Source organism: Bradyrhizobium sp. Ce-3 (assembly GCF_022835695.1).
GTDB lineage: Bacteria > Pseudomonadota > Alphaproteobacteria > Rhizobiales > Xanthobacteraceae > Bradyrhizobium.
In genome coordinates this window covers 90497-107361 of sequence record NZ_BQUV01000001.1, presented here as the reverse complement: position 1 = coordinate 107361, position 16865 = coordinate 90497, and the positions used below count along the sequence as shown (strand labels likewise).

The window sequence follows — 16865 nt, the reverse complement described above, 5'->3', positions numbered from 1 at the left end:
GGCGTGATTAGCGCCGCACGATCGAACCGACGCGCCCGACCAGCCGCGCCAATTGCTTGAAGCGGCTGCCGACGCGATCGGCGACCAGATCCACCATCCGGTGTTCGAACACCAGCATCAGCATGCGGCCCTGGGTGCGGAAATGCGTGGCCGGCAGCACGCCGGTGCGCGCCGCCGTGATCAGATGCGCGACGCGGAACGCGGCGCCGAGCACGCGCGCACGCTCGTCCATCGCCGGCGTCACCAGCGCGCGGATCTGCGGCGGCGGTTCGTTCTCCTCGCTGAGGCCGGCATAGCGATAGAACACCGAGAGCGCGACGAAGGCGCGGCCCTGATGGGTGATCGAGCCGAAATTGCCGTTCATGATCAGGCTGAGGGTTTCCTCGCCGCGATGATCGGGATGCACCCGCCAGCCGATGTCGGAGAGCAGGCAGGCGACGTGCCGCAGCCTGCGGTCTTCCTCGGTCTCGCGCAGCCTGACGACGCGCACCAGCCGGTCGGTCCAGGCGGTCAGCTCCTGGGCATGGCGGGCGGAGCGCGACAGCAATTCGTTGAGGTTCTGGGCGGCGCAGAGCAGCCCGTCCTTGGCGCGTTCGGCCTGCGGCAGCATCTCGTAGAGCAGGCCTTCGCGCACGCCGAAGGTCGAGAACACGATGGTCTTCGGCTGCGCGACGCGGATGATGTATTCGAGCACGAGCGCGGCGTAGGCCAATAGCGGCCGCCGTGCGTCGGCGACCGACTCGATGTTGGCCAGCATGTTCGTCGCCGCCAGCCGCCGCAGCCGCTGCGCGAAGTCGAGCGCGTCCGCCGCCGGGATCGAATAGCCGTGCATCACCTTGAGCGGGTAGCCGCTCTGGATGATGTGGATGCGCGCCAGCGCACGCCAGGTGCCGCCGACCGCGTAGAAGGTGCGGCCGCGGCCGGTCTTGAGCTGGGCGACGCCGAGCAGCTCGTTCTTGACGATGCGTTCGGCGCGCTTGATCGATTTGTTCGAGAGGTCCTGCAGCGCGAGGCTGCCGAGCGGCAACGTCACGCCGCTGCGCACGCGGTTGCCCTTGACGTCGATCAATTCGAGCGAGCCGCCGCCGAGATCGCCGACGATGCCGTTCGGATTGTGCACGCCGGAGACGACGCCGAGCGCGGACAGCTTTGCTTCGCGCGGCCCGGTGAGGATCTCGATCTTGGCGCCGCAGATGCGTTCGGCCTTGGCGATGAAGTCAGGACCGTTCTTGGCGTCGCGGCAGGCCGCGGTCGCGATCGCATAGACGCGGCCGACCTGCTGGATCCGGCACAACGCGCGGAAGCGCCGTAGCGCGGTCAGCGCCTTGTTGACGGCGTCGGTTGCGAGCAGGCCGGTGCTCTGCACCTCGCGACCGAGCCCGCACAGCGCCTTCTCGTTGAAGATGGTGATGAGGCTGCGCGCCATCGCCTCGTAAACCACGAGACGAACCGAGTTCGAGCCGATATCGATGACAGCGACGCTGGAAGCGCGCTTCCGCGGCCGCTTCACCGTAAAGCCCCCTTAAGACGATGGCTGCTGACGCTCGTTCCGACGCGTGAGACGGCGCGGTGAAGATTCCTTGAGAGACTTACCACGGCCGGACAGACTCGGATTTGTCATGAAGTAGTCATGGAGATTGAAAGGCTCTTCGCCTTTCGCGGTCTTCATACGCGTAGACGACCCATCCGGCAACAATTGCCAGCTCTGCTCATTGTCCTTCAGGTTCGCGACCATGATCTGTTCGAGAACCTGCTGATGCACCGTGGGATTTTGCAGCGGACAGAGAACCTCGACGCGACGGTCGAGGTTCCGCGGCATCATGTCGGCGGACGAGATATACACAGCAGCTTTTGCGCTCGGCAGGCCCTGGCCCATGCCGAAGCAATAGATTCGGCCGTGTTCCAGGAACCGGCCGATGATCGATTTGACGCGGATGTTCTCCGACAGTCCGGGCAGGCCAGGCCGCAGGCAGCAGATGCCGCGCACCACGAGCTCGACCGAGACGCCGGCCTGCGAGGCCTCGTACAACGCGTCGATGATATCGGGATCGACCAGCGCATTCATCTTCATCCAGACCACGCCGGGGCGGCCATGCTTGACGTGGGCGATCTCGCCATGGATGTGCTCGATGATCCGCTTGCGCAGCGTCAGCGGCGACACCGCCATCTTCTCGATGTCGCTCGGCTCGGCATAGCCGGTGATGTAGTTGAAGACGCGCGCGACGTCGCGGCCGATGATCGGATCCGAGGTGAAGTAGGAGAGGTCGGTGTAGATGCGCGCGGTGACCGGATGGTAGTTGCCGGTGCCGGTGTGCACATAGGTCGTGAGGTTGCCGCCCTCGCGGCGCACCACCATCGACAGCTTGGCGTGCGTCTTCAGCTCGATGAAGCCGTAGACCACCTGCACGCCGGCGCGTTCGAGGTCGCGCGCCCAGCGGATATTGGCTTCCTCGTCGAAGCGCGCCTTCAGCTCGATCAGCGCGGTCACCGACTTGCCGGCTTCGGCGGCTTCGGCCAGCGCGCGAACGATCGGCGAATTGTTCGAGGTGCGATACAGCGTCTGCTTGATCGCGACCACGTCAGGATCGCGCGCCGCCTGTTGCAGGAACTGGACGACGACGTCGAAGGATTCGTAGGGGTGATGGACCACGAGGTCCTTTTGGCGGATCGCGGCGAAGATATCGCCGCCGTGGTCGCGCACCCGCTCCGGATGGCGCGGCACGTAGGGCGGGAATTCGAGGTCGGGGCGATTGAGGCGGGTCAGCTGCGACAGCTCGTTCATCGCGAGCACGCCGTCGACCAGGATCACTTCATCGTCCGCGGCCGACAAGGCGTGCTGCACGAACACGCGTAGCTCTTCGGGCATCGTGGCTTCGATCTCGAGCCGGATCACCGATCCGCGGCGGCGGCGCTTGAGCGCGGTCTCGAACAGGCGAACGAGGTCTTCGGCCTCTTCCTCGATTTCGAGTTCGGAGTCCCTGATGATGCGGAACGCGCCCTGGCCCTTGACGGTGTAGCCGGGGAACAGGCGCCCGATGAACAGGCCGGTGGCCTGTTCGAGCGTGATCAGGCGGGCCGGCGCGCCTTCCTTGGTGGAGGGGATGCGGATGAAGCGGTCGATCTTGCCGGGCATGCGGATCAGCGCGTTCATCGCCTTGCCGTCGGAGATCCGCGACAGCTGCAGCGCCACCGTGAAGCCGAGGTTGGGGATGAACGGAAACGGATGCGCCGGGTCGATCGCAAGCGGGGTCAGCAGCGGGAAGATGTTGTGGAGGAAGTGATCCTCGATCCAGGTGCGTTCGGACTTGGTGACGTCGCGCCCGTCGACCAGCTGGATGCCGACCTTGGACAGGATGTCGCGCAGGTCGCTCCAGATCGCCTGCTGGTCGGAGGCGAGCTGCGACACCGTCTTGTTGATCATCACGAGCTGTTCGGCCGGCAGCAGCCCGTCCGGGCTGCGCTCGGCAATGCCCTCGCGGACCTGCGCCTTGATGCCGGCGACGCGGACCATGAAGAACTCGTCGAGGTTATTCGCTGAAATCGACAGGAAGCGGACCCGCTCCAGCACCGGATGGCCCAGATTGACCGATTCCTCGAGCACCCGCCGGTTGAAATGCAGCCAGGAGAGCTCCCGGTTGATGAATCGCTCGGGGCTGGTTGCGATCGCGGGGACGGGCGGAAGTTCCGCCTCTTTCTCTTTGATTTCAGGTGCTTGTGCCGAGTCCATCAAGTGCTGGTCCAATTCGAGGCAGGGGGCCGAGGCGGTTTAGCCGAGGGCGGCACCGACCATGTGATATTGCGATGACGTTTCGATGACATTGATGTTCCGCCAGCCTGCGCCGTCAAGCCGCGGGACGGTTCAGGCGTCGCGCAGCAACTCCGCCGCCAGCGCCCGTGTGACGGGCCGGCCGAGCCGCAGCGCCTCGGTATCCAGCAGTTCGACCGCCTGCCGGACGGCGGCATAGGAGCGCTCGATCCGGGTGCAGAGGTAGCTGACCAGCGGTTCGTCCACGCTCATCTGGCGGTCGGCGCAGAACTTGACGATCAGGCCGCGGAACAGCTGGTCGTCGGGCGGCAGCAGCGTCACGGTCGGCACCGCGCGCAGCCGGGACCGCAGGTCGCGCAATTCGATCTCGAACGCCGACGGCGGCACGCGCGTGGTGATCAGCACATAGGCATCGTCCTGGCGCGCGAGATTCATCAGGTGAAACATCGCGCGCTCATCGAAATCCGACGGCTTGAGGTCCTCGACCACCAGCGCGCCGGTCGCAAGCGCGGTCGGCACCGTCTCGGCGGTCAGCGCATGCGCCGCGGTGGAGCGCGCGCCGGCGCTCTCGGCCCAGATCGCGGCGAGGTGGCTTTTGCCCGAGCCGTCGGGCCCCACCAGCAGCATGATTCGATTCGGCCAGTCGGGCCAGCCGTCGATCAGCGCCAGGGCCGCCTCGTTGGCAGGCCCTTCGAGGAAATCGTCGCGGGTCAGTCGCTCCTCGTGCGGCAGGGCCAAGGCCAATTGACGAGGTTGAACGCTACCGGCCACGCAAATCTCCAAACCACTTCGCTTTAGCATGATCCCCGCGCAAACGCTTCGCGCGTGTCGCGGCCCAACCGGCTTCCAGCTGTCCTGGATCGTGCGCTACCGAGCCTCGATCGTGCCCATGTGCCGCACCCACTCCACGAGATAGAGGGACACCGAACCCAAAGTAAAGATCGTGACGAGCCCCATCAGGATCAGGTCGTAGGGGTGGGGCTCGAAACGGAAACCCAATGAGGCCAGCACCAACGCCGCGAACGCGACCTGCGCCACCGTGTTCAGCTTCGACACCATCAGCGGCTTCATCTCGACCGGCTTGTCGAACAACCATGACACAATCACGGCGGCGACGATCATGATGTCGCGCGACACCACCAGAATCACGATCCAGCGCGGCACCGCGCCCCAGATTCCGAGCGCAACATAGATCGACACCAGCAGTGCCTTGTCGGCGAGCGGGTCGAGCAGGGCGCCGAGCTCGCTCGTCATGTTGAAGCGCTTGGCAAGGAAACCGTCGACCGCATCCGACACGCCGGCGATCACGAAGATCGCAAACGCGATCTCCATCTGGCTCGAGACGATGGCCCAGACGATCACCGGCACCAGGATGATGCGGGCGAGGGTGATGATGTTCGGAATGCTCAAGTTGGGTCGCTTCCCGGCTAGAAGCCTGATTTTACTCGATATCCGGCTCTTTTGCGCGACGGCCGGGTGTTATCTACATAGTATCGTGGCAGCAATGCCGCGAGCCATTGCGCGGGGGCGGAATTCCTCGTAACCAGCCCCTGATCATCTGGAATTGGGCATGACCGAGCGCAAAAACGGGCTCACTTACGCGGATTCGGGCGTCGATATCGACGCCGGCAATCGTCTGGTCGATCTGATCAAGCCGATGGTGCGGGCCACTGCACGGCCGGGCGCGGACGCCGAGATCGGCGGATTCGGCGGGCTGTTCGACCTCAAGGCCGCCGGCTTCAAGGACCCTGTCCTGGTGGCCGCGACCGATGGCGTCGGCACCAAGCTGAAGATCGCGATCGAGACCGGCATCCATAGCGGCATCGGCATCGACCTGGTCGCGATGTCGGTCAACGACCTCGTCGTGCAGGGCGCGGAACCGCTGTTCTTCCTCGACTATTTCGCCTGCGGCAAGCTGCATCCGGAGGCCACCGCGCAGATCGTCGCGGGCATCGCCGAAGGTTGCCGGGAATCCAGCTGCGCGCTGATCGGTGGTGAGACCGCCGAGATGCCTGGCCTTTACAAGGATGGCGACTACGACCTCGGCGGCTTTGCGGTCGGTGCGGCCGAGCGCGGCACCCTGCTGCCGACCGGGGATATTGCGGCGGGCGACGCCGTGATCGGCCTGGCTTCGTCCGGCGTGCACTCCAACGGCTATTCGCTGGTGCGCAAGATCGTCGAGCAGTCCGGCGTGGCCTATGACGCGCCGGCGCCGTTCGCGCCGGTGATGACGCTCGGCGCCGCGCTGCTGACGCCGACCAGGCTCTATGTGAAATCCTGCCTGCGCGCGATCCGCGACACCGGCGCGGTGAAGGGTCTCGCCCACATCACCGGCGGCGGCTTCACCGACAACATCCCGCGCGTGCTGCCGAAGCATCTCGGCGTCGGCATCGACCTGGCACGGCTGCCGGTGTTGCCGGTGTTCAAATGGCTGGCCGAGCAGGGCGGCATCGCCGAGCTCGAGCTGCTGCGCACCTTCAACTGCGGCATCGGCATGATCGCGATCGTCAGGCGAGATGCGGTCGAGGCGGTGACCGAGGCCTTCACCGCCGGCGGCGAGACCGTGACGGTGCTCGGCGAGGTGATCGAGGCTAGCGGCGAACATCGCGTGGTCTATAACGGCCATCTCGATCTCTCCAGATGAAGCGCCGCACTGCCATCCTGATTTCCGGCCGCGGCTCCAACATGGCCGCGCTGATCGAGGCTGCGAAGGCTGCGGATTTTCCGGCCGAGATCGTCGCCGTAATCTCCAACCGTTCCGATGCTCCCGGGCTCGAGAAGGCGGCTGCGAGCGGCATTCCGACCGTCGTCATCGAGAGCAAGCCGTTCGGCAAGGACCGCGCCGGCTTCGAGGCGGCGCTGCAACGGACGCTCGACGACAGCCAGGTCGAGCTGATCTGCCTCGGCGGCTTCATGCGGCTGTTCACCGCCGAATTCGTGCGGCACTGGTACGGCCGGATGCTCAACATCCATCCCTCGCTGCTGCCGTGCTTCCCCGGCCTCGACCCGCACGGCCAGGCGTTGCGCGCAGGGGTCAAGCTGTCCGGCGCGACGGTGCATTTCGTGATCCCGGAGACCGATGCCGGGCCGATCGTGATGCAAGGGGCGGTCATGGTGGCCGACGACGACACGGCCGAGACGCTCGCCGCGCGCGTGATCACCATCGAGCATCGCATCTATCCGGAGGCGCTGCGGTTGCTGGCGTCCGGCCGGCTCACGCTCAAGGGCGACGTCTGCAAGACGCAGGGCAGCGCGGCAACCGACAGCGCGCTGATCGCGCCGGCGCCGTAGCGCGCGTTTGCGGAGGGGATCCCCGAGAATGGTCCCCCGGGTGATGCGGCCGGGGGAGGCATCAGGATGAAATCCGCGAGCAGCGACGATCAGTGAACCTTGGAGGTTCAGTGAACCTTGAGGTTCTCTGCCGACGCCTTGCCGCGGTTCTCCACCAGCTCGTACTCGACGGTCTGGTTCTCGTTGAGTGTGCTGAGGCCCGCTCGTTCGACCGCCGAGATGTGGACGAACACATCCTTGTCGCCGGCGGCCGGCTTGATGAACCCGTAGCCTTTGGTCGGGTTGAACCATTTGACGGTACCCTTCGGCATCGTCTCTCTCCCAGTCTAGACATAAAAAAGACGCGGCCACGTTTTCCACGTGCCACGCCACAAACGGGCTTTCCGCTGACTGCTCGGTTTCCGGGTCTTCAGATCCAACGTCTTCAAGTCCGAAGTTTCGCCTCTCGAAGCCTTGGATATCGAAGCGTTGGATATCGAAGCTTTGGATATCAACGTCGTGAAACGCACAGTCGAACGGCCACAATCCGATTGTGAAGGGATTGCAACACGAAAATTGCGCCTTAGCAAGCGCGGTGGTTTCGCATGGCGCAACCTGCGCCTGTGTCGCGTGCAGCCGGAGCCGCGCGTTCGGCCATTGGCCGATGCCGGGTTCCTCTTCGCGTTGCAACGTAACGTGCGCTAGTCGCGATCCACCCGCACCACGCGGCCCTTGTCGATCGCCAGCGCGAGCTGGCCGTGCTTGAGCTTGAGTGCCGCCTCGCCGAACAATTCGCGCCGCCAGCCGTGCAGGGCGCCGACCTCGGCCTGATCGCTGGCCGCGATCTGCTCGAGATCGTCGACGGTGGCGATCACCTTGCTGGCGACGCCGTGGCGCTCCGAGGTCATGCGGAGCAGCACCTTCAACAGCTCGACGGTCGCCGCACCGTTGGAATTGTTGCGCGGCTTTTCCAGCTTGGGCAGCGTCGCCTGATCGCGGGCGAGCCCGCGCTGCACGGCGGCAATGATGTCGGCACCCCATTTCGAGCGCTCGAAACCCTTCGGCAGCGAACGCAGATTGCCGAGCTTGTCGAGCGAGGTCGGCGCATGGGTGGCGATGTCGCCGACCGCGTCGTCCTTGAGCACGCGCGAGCGCGGCACGTCGCGGCTCTGCGCCTCCTGCTCGCGCCAGGCGGCGACCTCGATCAGCACCGCGAGCTCGCGCGGCTTGCGGACGCGGGTCTTGAGTCGCTCCCAGGCGCGCTCGGGATGGAAATCGTAAGTCTTCGGCGAGGTCAGGATCTCCATCTCCTCGCTGACCCAGTCGCTGCGGTCGCGCTTCTTCAGATCGGCATCGAGCGCTGCGAACACTTCGCGCAGATGGGTGACGTCGGAGACGGCGTAATGCAGCTGCTCGTCGGTCAGCGGGCGGCGCGACCAGTCGGTGAAACGGTGGGTCTTGTCGGGACGGTGGCCGGTGACGCGATCGACCAGCTGGTCGTAGGCGATGCTGTCGCCATAGCCGAGCACCATGGCGGCGACCTGGGTGTCGAAGATCGGATGCGGGATCGTGCCGGAGAGGTGCCAGACGATTTCGATGTCCTGCCGCGCGGCGTGGAAAACCTTCAGCACGGCTTCATTCGACATCAGCTCGAAGAACGGCTTGAGGTCGATGCCGGGCGCCAGCGCGTCGACCACGACGGCTTCGTCCGCGCTCGCCATCTGCACGACGCAGAGCAGGGGATAGTAGGTCGTCTCCCGCAGGAACTCGGTGTCGACGGTGATGACCTTGTGTTGGGCGAGCCGGTCGCAGGCGGCGGCGAGGTCGGAGGTCGTGCTAATCAGATCCATGAACAGTCCATGACGGCTTGACCACACGCGTTCTGCCGAAAGGGCAGCTATGTCAAGGGTCTTGCAGGGATTTTGGCCCTGCACGGGGTGAGGGACAGGGCATTTTTGAAACGATTGGGTGCGATTCGCAGGCGTTTTCAACCTGATCGTGCCGGGAATTCGGCCGTCGTCCCGGCGATCCCCACCCTCGTTGTCATCGCCCTGCTTGACCGGGATGACGAACGTGGGCTGAGCGCCATAGGCGCGATAGCCCGCTGTCCCCGGGGGCGCTCGACCAAAATATCGAAAACAACCCCATGCACAGTAGACAACGACAGCTAGCGGCGCTCGATACGGCAACTTGACACGTCGGGCAAATCAGCGATATTTTTCCATTATTCCGAAATCGTGCGGGTGCGACGGCTGGGTTTAGCAGCTTCATAATGAAGCGGGGCTTGCTCCCAGGCAACTCAGTGATTGGCGATTTGGGGGGCGGAGTGCTGAGCTTTCTCGGGAGAGCGCGAGCCTATAAGGGGCATTGCTCACGCTACAGAACTAGGCAATCCTGAAGGCGAGCTTTGCGGGGGACGTGTGATGCAATCACGCTGGCTGAAGCTTGTCGCCTTCCTGCTGCTGATCACGGTCAAGGAGCCGGCCATGGCCGAAAATCTTGCGGTGAGCCAAGAAATGCGGTCAGAGATCGCCGCCCTTGTCGCTGCGGAAGAAGCAGCCTGGAATAGCGGCAGCGCCGAGGCGTTTTGCCGATCGAGCGCTTCCCGATATTGTTTTCACCAATATCTTTGGCATGTTCTCAATCGGCAAACCGCCATTTGTCGCCCAACATGAGCGCATCTTCTCGACGATTTACAAGGGCAGTACCAATCACATCCAGATCGAGCACATCGCGCTGATCAAGCCAGACGTTGCGATCGTCGATACATTGACGGTCGTGGCGGGTGTGCAGCAAGCTCCCCCAGGCGTCCAGTTCATCGACGGTGCGTTACACACCCGGCTGGAGCAGGTTCTTGTGCGACGGGCGGACGGTTGGTGGATAGCGTCGTTTCACAACGTTGCCGTTAACCCGGCTTTCGCGAGCGGGCCTCCTCCGAAACGGTGATGAGCGATATATCTGCCCGTCGCGTCACGCCGCCACGAGTATGGGCACACAACAAGGAGCCGCGCCCGTGATCGCGACGCCGCCAGGGGCTGCTATCAGCGAGCTGTTTGCGCGTCGCCCTCAGGTGCGCAATTGCGCACCGGGGAATGACGACGGAGGTCGTCGTGCAAACTTGCGCCGTCGGGCAATCAGTGATTGGCGATCCGCCCGGCCTCGGCCGGCGCGGCGATGCGGCTCGAATTGATCCGCGCATCGTCAGCACCAATGCGCGATGGCCAGCCGTGGCGTGAGGCCAGCATCGTCAGCCTGTCCCTGACGAGATAATGCGCCGGGCTTTCGAGGAAGCGCCAGACGAACCACGCCAGCGCGACCATGCCGGCCACCACGAGCGCGGTCGAGAGCGCGTCCGGCGTTGGCGTGATCAGGAGCAGGATCACGTAGCCGAGTTGAAGATGCAGCAGGTAGAGCGGATAGGTGATGCCGCCGACGGCCCTGACGACGATGTCCGGCAGCGGCACGGACTTGATGCGGGTGGCGGCGAACACGATGCCGAGCGACACGATGCAGATCGCCGTGACGACGCGCGGGTCGAAGCTGCCATGGGTGTGGACGCCGAGCCGCTCCAGCTTGTGCACGGCCTGGAACGTCGCGGTGCCCATCGCCAGCGTCAGCAGGCTGTAGAGCCTGGTGTCGCGGCGTCCGCGGTAATGTTCGTAGATCAGGAGGCCAACGGCGAAGAAACCGCTGTCGTCGGCCATGAAGAGTTTCTCGAACAAGGGAACGTCGAGCGTCAGCTCGTTGGCGAAGGTGATCGCGATCCATGCCACGATGATCGTGTCGATCCGCCGTGGAAAGATGCCCCAGGCCAGGAACAGCGCGACCCAGGCGTAGAACACCACCTCGATCACCAGTGACCAGTAGGCGTCGTCCATGTAGGGCTGGCCGAGCATCGGCGCCGCAATGAACAGGTTTGCCAACCATTGCTGCCATGTCGCGTGGAAATAGTCGTGGCCCAGCAGCAGCGTCGCGAGGAACGTGAACGTCATGCAGATGACGAAGGTCGGATAGATCCGGCTGAAGCGGGCGATCGCAAAGCCGACCGGCGTGCGGCCTTCGGCCGAATAGGCGATGACGAAGCCGGAGATCGCGAAGAACACGGGGACGCCGAGAAAGCCGTACTGGGCGATCGGGGCGAGATACGGCAACGCCACTTTCTGGACGCCGTGCGATGCGGTGCCCCAGAAGCCGTAATGATACAGGATCACGGCCCCGACCGCGGCGAGCCGCAGCAGGTCCAGCACAGGAACCCGGGTGGAATCCGGTGATGTAGAGGCACTTGGCATACCCTCCCATCATGGTGGCCAGCCGTGAAGGCGTTCTTAATCCGGAGGCCGATGGGCCGGAGCGGCCGTTCACGATTGCAGGAGCGCCATGGCGATGCCGGCCGCCGCGCTGAGCACGACCACCACGAGCGGCGGCGCGCGCCATGCCGTGAGCAGGACGAAGCCGGCCAGCGCAATGCCGAAATCGAGCGGACGGTGCACGCTGCTGGTCCAGACCGGATCGTAGAGCGCGGCACCGAGGATACCGACGACGGCGGCGTTGACGCCGCGCATCATCGCCTGCGCCGCGGGCCGCTTGCGGAAGCCGTCCCAGAACGGCAGCGCCGCGAGCAGGATGAGAAGTCCCGGCAGGAAAATGCCGACGAGGCCTGTGATGGCGCCCGGCACGCCCCCGATCACGGCGCCGAGATAGGCGGCGAAGGTGAACAGCGGGCCGGGTACGGCCTGCGCCGCGCCATAGCCGGTCAGGAACGCGTCGTCGCCGATCCAGCCCGGCGTCAACACCGCTTCGCGCAGCAACGGCAGCACGACGTGGCCGCCGCCGAACACCAGCGCGCCGGAGCGGTAGAAGGCCTCGAACAGGCCGGCGCCGGGCCATGTCCGCGACAGCAGCGGCAATCCGGCCAGCAGGGCAAGGAACAGGATCAGCGCGGCCACGCCGACGCGGCGCGACACCGGCATCGCGATGTGGGTCGCGCCGTTGGCCGGTTGCGCCCGGCAGAACCACAGCCCGGCGACGGCGCCGAGGACGATCGCCCCGATCTGCGCGATCGACGAGGAGCTCGCGAGGATGATGAGGGCTGCCACGGTCGCGATTGATGCGCGCTCACGGTCGGGACAGAGCGAGCGCGCCATGCCCCAGACCGCCTGGGCCACGATCGCAACCGCCACCAGCTTGAGGCCGTGCACCAGGCCGATGCCTGCCGGGCCGCTCAATCCGCCGGCGCCATAGCCAAACAGCACCAGCGCAAGCGCAGACGGCAGCGTGAAGCCGGTCCAGGCCGCCAGGGCGCCCCAATAGCCCGCGCGCAGCAGCCCGAGCGAAAAGCCGACCTGGCTGCTCGCCGGGCCCGGCAGGAATTGGCAGAGCGCGACCAGATCCGCATAGGCCTGCTCGTCGAGCCAGCGCCGGCGCGTGACGAACTCGTCACGGAAATATCCGATATGGGCGATCGGACCGCCGAAGCAGGTGACGCCGAGCTTGAGGAAAATCAGCAGCACCTCGAGCGGCGAATGCGCAGCGCTCGCGGTGGCGGCCGGTGGATTGGGCTGTTGGACGTCGGTGTCGTTCAAGCGTCGTCAGTTCCGCAACTTGCGTCCTCGTCAGGACTCATCACGGCAAGCATATCGCGCTTTCGTGACGCGACGGCGCGATATTCCCCGCGACCTCCCTCAGCCGATCCAGCCGAGCAGCCGAAACCAGAGCAAATAAAGCGGCGCCAGCACCACGAACGAGATCACGCCGACAAGGAGACACATCTTGACCGCCGCGCTGGTCGGCACCCGCGCCATGCCGGCGGCGACGACGATCGGCGCGGCCTGATAGGGCAGCAGCGGCGTCGCATAGGCGAACACTTGCGACATCAGCACGGTCGGCAGTGTGAGGCCCGTATGCGCGGCGAGCGAGGAGGCGAGCGGCGTGAACACGGCAGGGACGCCGTTGGCGGTGACGACGAAATTGAGCAGGCTGGCGAGCCCGATCATCGAGGCGAAATCCGCCGCCGGCCGGGCCGGGTCGAGCGGCAGATGCGGAATGATGAGATCGCCGATCGTGGTCCCGAGTCCGGACCAGGCGACGACCGCGGCAAGCCCGAGGATGCCGCCGAGATAGATGCAGGTGCGGACATTGACGCCGGCGGCGAATTCCTCGCCGTTGAGGAAGCCGACGCGCGGCAGCAGGCAGAGGCACGCCGACACCAGCCCGACCCAGGCCGGGCGGATGCCGTGCAGCGAGTCCGTCATCCAGAAGGCGAGCGTCGCAAGCAGGATGATCGAGAGCCGCCATTCGGCCGTGCTCATCGGCGTCGTCTTGGCGTTGCCCTCGATCGGTTTGGGCGATGCCGGAAACAACCACACCAGACAACCGACCAGCACGATGCCCTTGAGGATGCCGACCACGGGCGCATGCAGCACGAGATACGACAGGTAGTCGAAATGCACGCCATAGGCGCGCTCGGCGGCGCCGGTCATGATCAAATTCGGCACATTGGCCGGCAGGATCGATGCAGAGAGCTGATAGGTGCCGAAGCCCACCGCGAGCGCGAGCGCATAGCGGCCCGGCGATCCCTCGGTGAGGCCGGCGCGATCCGCCAGCGCCAGGATGATCGGCATCAAGAGCGCGATGCGGCCCATGTTCGAGGGCATCACGAAGGCCAGCGCGTAGGTGAGCAGGATGACGCCGGCCACCATCCGAAACCTGGAGCCGTTGAGATGCTCCGCGAGCAGGGCGGCGATCCGGTCGGCGAGCCCGACCTTGCGGATCGCAGTGCCGATCACGAAGCCGCCGAGCACCAGCCAGAACGCCTCCGACTGGAAGCCGGAGAACAGCACGTCGGGCGGTGCGGCGCGGAACACCGCCACTGCGGCGAAGAACAAAAGCGCAGTGAGGAATTCCGGCAGCAGGCTGGTGGCCCACAGCAGGATGGCGATCGCGGCAAACCAGCCGGGATGGATCAGCGACGAAGCGGTCTCGGTCATGGCAGGGAATCAAATGGAGCGCGCGGGACAGCGCGAGCATAGCACCACGGAACACGGCTGTACGGCGGCGGCGAACAACGCTGCCGTGTCGAGATGGTTGGGCGGTCTTACGCGACGCGCCGATGGCAGACGGCTTCGATCCGGTTGCCGTCCGGGTCGCGCAAAAAAGCCCCGTAATAGTGAGGATGGTATTCGGGACGCAGGCCCGGTGCGCCGTCGTCCGATCCTCCGGTTGAAAGCCCGGCATGCCAGAAGGCATCGACCTGCTCGCGGCGTTTCGCCTTGAAGCACCAATGCCGACCATATGCCGATTCGGGCACAGGGCCGGGGCGGATGATCAGGTAGGTCAGGTCCGGATGATCGGCATCGCAGCGCTCGCCGTAGCTGATCCAGGTGTCACCGCTGCTCATCTTGGTGACGCCGAGCGCGGCCATCACGGCGTCGTAGAACGGCTCGGTCGCGCGCATGTTGGATACGGTGATGGAGACGTGGTCCAACATGAACGATCTCCAGAGTTGACGACGACGGCCTGCGAGGGGCGCCTGTCTGCCACACACCGATCCGCGCGGCTCGCGCGCCTCACTCGTAGCGCATGTTCTTCGACGGCCGGCGCGCGGCCGGCATCGCCAGGACGACGAGACACAGCGCGATCATCGCCAGTCCCATGAATTCGAATGCGAATGCGTCCACGGCCCATTCTCCCCCATTAGAAACAGTTAGACTTGTTGGGGGAGCGTTGACGCGCTGTTAAGCCTTATGGTTACCGCCGCGAGGCTCCCGGCATGGTGGAGGGTGAGTTAACGCTCACGACGGGCGTCATGCGAGCGGCCGGCGGCGCGCTAGGCCACGAGCTTCGGCAACGCGGCTGCGAGCGCATCCACCGCAAGCCGGACCTTTGGCGGCAGTCGCGGCGTCGGCAGCCACAGCGCATGGCAGTCGTAGGGCAGCTCGCCTTCGTTGCCGAGAACGCGGACCAGCGCGCCGCGCTCGAGGCGTTCGCGCACCAGCCAGGAGGGCAGCCACGCGAGCCCCATGCCGCGCGCCGCAGCGTCGGCGATGGCCTCGAGATCGTCGAGCCTGAGCCGCCCGGCGGGCCAGATCTCGCGCGGCTTCTGGCCGTCGCGCGGGAACAGCCACGAGCGAACGCCCCCGGAGCGGCGATAGACGATTGCCTGGTGCTGGCTGAGCTCGTCAAGCGTGCGCGGCCTGCCGTGCGCCTTCAAATACACGCGCGAGCCGCACACCACCATGCGCTGGCGGGCGATGCGCCGCGTGATCACGCCGGACGGCGCATCGAGATCGCCGGTCCTGATCGCGAGGTCGTAGCCGCCCTCCATCAGATCGGCGACCGGATCGCCGAACGAGAGATCGAGCTCAAGCGCAGGATATTTCTGTGCGAGCTTGAGCAGCAACGGTGCGACGCAGTGCCGGCCAAGCAGCGCCGGCATCGTCACCTTCAGCCGGCCGCGCGGTTCGGACAGTTGATCGGTCGCGAGCGCGTCGGCGGCTTCCGCTTCGGCGAGCACGGCGCGGCAGCGCTCGTAATAGGCCTGTCCGAACTCGGTCAGGCTCTGACGCCGCGTGGTGCGATGGAGCAGGCGGACGCCGAGCCGCTCCTCGAGGAAGCGGACGTGCTTGCCGACCATCGGGCCGGACATCTCGAGCGCCTCGGCGGCGGCTGCGAAAGAGCCGAGATCGACCGCCCTCAGAAACACGGCCATGCTGGTCAGGCGGTCCATCATTCGAAACTCCTGGTTTTGACTGTTCAGTCTGCGCGATGATTTATCCGCCGAATTGGCGTTGGCATAGCTCATTCAATTGAACTGTTTTGCAATTCAGGAGTGTTGCCGATGGCGCGCGTGGTTCGTTTTCATCAGACCGGTGGTCCCGAGGTGCTGCGCATCGAGGATGTGGCGATCGCGCCGCCCGCGCGCGGCGAGGTTCTGATCCGGATCAAGGCGCTCGGACTGAACCGTGCCGAGGCGTTGATGCGCAGGGGGACCTATATCGAGACGCCGGCGTTGCCGTCCGGCCTCGGCCTCGAGGCCGCCGGGCTTGTCGAGGCGATCGGCGAGGGCGTCTTCGGTTTCGCGCCGGGCGATGCCGTCAGCATCGTGCCGCCGATCTCGATGGCGCGGTGGCCGGCCTATGGCGAGCTTGCGACGTTCCCGGCCGAGCTGGTCGTCAAGCATCCGCCGGCCCTGGGGTTCGAAGCGGCCGCCGCAGTCTGGATGCAATACCTCACGGCGTATGGCGCGCTGGTCGATGTCGCGAAGCTCGCGCGTGCCGAGTTCGTCGTCATCACGGCCGCATCGAGCAGCGTCGGGCTCGCCGCGATCCAGATCGCCAATCGGATCGGTGCGATCCCGATCGCGGTGACGCGGACCTCAGCCAAGGCGCAGGCATTGCGCGACGCCGGCGCTGCGCATGTGATCGCATCGGCGGAGGAAGATTTGCAATCAAGGCTGGAGCAGGTCGCCGGGCCGAACGGTGTTCGCGTGGTGCTCGATCCGGTCGGCGGGCCCATCTTCGTGCCGCTGACGTCAGCCATGGCGCATGGCGGCATCCTGATCGAGTATGGCGGGCTCAGCCCCGAGCCGACGCCGTTTCCGCTGTTCACCGTGCTGAGCAAGAGCCTGCTCCTGCGCGGCTACCGCGTGCATGAGGTCGTCCAGGATCCGGCACGGCTTCCGGCGGCGAAAGCGTTCATCCTCGACGGGCTGGCCGACGGCGCGCTGAAGCCGATCATCGCGCGGACGTTTCGGTTCGAGGAGATCGTCGAGGCCCACCGGTATCTGGAGTCGAACGTGCAGTTCGGCAAGATCGTGGTGACGCTGTGAGAG

17 protein-coding genes are annotated in these 16865 nt (G+C 65.6%); 6 read left to right on the top strand and 11 right to left on the bottom strand.

Features of this window, described 5'->3' with window-relative positions; all coding sequences use genetic code 11:
• Positions 1 to 7: 7 nt before the first annotated feature.
• The 4 genes from ppx to BRSPCE3_RS00585 form a co-directional block, all read right to left on the bottom strand.
• Positions 8 to 1510 (bottom strand): exopolyphosphatase, encoded by a 1503-nt coding sequence (ppx, locus tag BRSPCE3_RS00600; RefSeq protein ID WP_244063487.1) that lies wholly within the window; start codon positions 1508 to 1510, stop codon positions 8 to 10.
• A gap of 12 nt (positions 1511 to 1522) precedes the next feature.
• Positions 1523 to 3727, bottom strand: a complete 2205-nt coding sequence (locus BRSPCE3_RS00595; RefSeq protein ID WP_244063485.1) for an RNA degradosome polyphosphate kinase — start codon at positions 3725 to 3727, stop codon at positions 1523 to 1525.
• Positions 3728 to 3859: 132 nt separating this feature from the next.
• Positions 3860 to 4537, bottom strand: coding sequence for a chromosomal replication initiator DnaA (locus BRSPCE3_RS00590; protein WP_244063483.1), 678 nt, complete (start codon positions 4535 to 4537; stop codon positions 3860 to 3862).
• A 96-nt stretch (positions 4538 to 4633) separates the two neighbouring features.
• The gene (locus BRSPCE3_RS00585; RefSeq protein ID WP_244063481.1) at positions 4634 to 5176 is read right to left on the bottom strand and encodes a CDP-alcohol phosphatidyltransferase family protein; all 543 of its coding nucleotides are present in this window, start codon (positions 5174 to 5176) and stop codon (positions 4634 to 4636) included.
• A gap of 160 nt (positions 5177 to 5336) precedes the next feature.
• Between BRSPCE3_RS00585 and purM the strand changes: the two genes are divergently transcribed.
• Together purM and purN are read left to right on the top strand one after the other, a co-directional pair.
• Positions 5337 to 6410, top strand: a complete 1074-nt coding sequence (gene purM / locus BRSPCE3_RS00580; protein ID WP_244063479.1) for a phosphoribosylformylglycinamidine cyclo-ligase — start codon at positions 5337 to 5339, stop codon at positions 6408 to 6410.
• The gene (gene purN, locus BRSPCE3_RS00575) at positions 6407 to 7057 is read left to right on the top strand and encodes a phosphoribosylglycinamide formyltransferase (protein ID WP_244063477.1); all 651 of its coding nucleotides are present in this window, start codon (positions 6407 to 6409) and stop codon (positions 7055 to 7057) included. Before purM ends, purN begins: the two co-directional genes overlap by 4 nt.
• 107 nt (positions 7058 to 7164) lie before the next feature.
• Here the strand turns inward: purN and BRSPCE3_RS00570 are convergent, their stop codons facing one another.
• On the bottom strand, positions 7165 to 7368 hold the full coding sequence (locus BRSPCE3_RS00570) for a cold-shock protein (protein ID WP_244063476.1): 204 nt from the start codon (positions 7366 to 7368) through the stop codon (positions 7165 to 7167).
• 142 nt (positions 7369 to 7510) lie between these two features.
• Here BRSPCE3_RS00570 and BRSPCE3_RS00565 point away from each other — a divergent pair, with 142 nt between their 5' ends.
• A complete protein-coding gene (locus BRSPCE3_RS00565) occupies positions 7511 to 7741 on the top strand; it encodes a hypothetical protein (protein WP_244063474.1) in 231 nt (76 codons plus the stop codon).
• Here BRSPCE3_RS00565 and rnd read toward each other — a convergent pair.
• Complete coding sequence (rnd, locus tag BRSPCE3_RS00560; protein WP_244063472.1) at positions 7738 to 8886, bottom strand: ribonuclease D; 1149 nt, start codon at positions 8884 to 8886, stop codon at positions 7738 to 7740. The two genes, BRSPCE3_RS00565 and rnd, sit on opposite strands and share 4 nt — an antisense overlap.
• 573 nt (positions 8887 to 9459) lie before the next feature.
• Here rnd and BRSPCE3_RS00555 point away from each other — a divergent pair.
• Positions 9460 to 9711 (top strand): hypothetical protein, encoded by a 252-nt coding sequence (locus tag BRSPCE3_RS00555; RefSeq protein WP_244064965.1) that lies wholly within the window; start codon positions 9460 to 9462, stop codon positions 9709 to 9711.
• On the top strand, positions 9602 to 9982 hold the full coding sequence (locus tag BRSPCE3_RS00550; protein ID WP_244064924.1) for an SgcJ/EcaC family oxidoreductase: 381 nt from the start codon (positions 9602 to 9604) through the stop codon (positions 9980 to 9982). The genes BRSPCE3_RS00555 and BRSPCE3_RS00550 overlap by 110 nt, the downstream gene beginning before the upstream one ends.
• Before the next feature lie 188 nt (positions 9983 to 10170).
• On the opposite strand, the gene BRSPCE3_RS00545 is transcribed toward BRSPCE3_RS00550, so the two are convergent.
• The 5 genes from BRSPCE3_RS00545 to BRSPCE3_RS00525 all read right to left on the bottom strand — a co-directional run bounded on the left by BRSPCE3_RS00545 (position 10171) and on the right by BRSPCE3_RS00525 (position 15761).
• Complete coding sequence (locus BRSPCE3_RS00545; protein ID WP_244063469.1) at positions 10171 to 11325, bottom strand: acyltransferase; 1155 nt, start codon at positions 11323 to 11325, stop codon at positions 10171 to 10173.
• 69 nt (positions 11326 to 11394) lie between these two features.
• Positions 11395 to 12618, bottom strand: coding sequence for a chromate efflux transporter (chrA, locus tag BRSPCE3_RS00540; RefSeq protein ID WP_244063466.1), 1224 nt, complete (start codon positions 12616 to 12618; stop codon positions 11395 to 11397).
• 99 nt (positions 12619 to 12717) lie between these two features.
• Positions 12718 to 14022 (bottom strand): SLC13 family permease, encoded by a 1305-nt coding sequence (locus tag BRSPCE3_RS00535; RefSeq protein WP_244063465.1) that lies wholly within the window; start codon positions 14020 to 14022, stop codon positions 12718 to 12720.
• Between the two features lie 107 nt (positions 14023 to 14129).
• On the bottom strand, positions 14130 to 14522 hold the full coding sequence (locus tag BRSPCE3_RS00530) for a VOC family protein (RefSeq protein ID WP_244063463.1): 393 nt from the start codon (positions 14520 to 14522) through the stop codon (positions 14130 to 14132).
• A gap of 339 nt (positions 14523 to 14861) precedes the next feature.
• Entirely contained in the window at positions 14862 to 15761 is a 900-nt protein-coding gene (locus BRSPCE3_RS00525) for a LysR family transcriptional regulator (RefSeq protein WP_244064923.1), read from the bottom strand.
• Between the two features lie 111 nt (positions 15762 to 15872).
• Here BRSPCE3_RS00525 and BRSPCE3_RS00520 point away from each other — a divergent pair, with 111 nt between their 5' ends.
• Positions 15873 to 16862, top strand: a complete 990-nt coding sequence (locus BRSPCE3_RS00520; protein ID WP_244063461.1) for a zinc-dependent alcohol dehydrogenase family protein — start codon at positions 15873 to 15875, stop codon at positions 16860 to 16862.
• Positions 16863 to 16865: the final 3 nt, after the last annotated feature.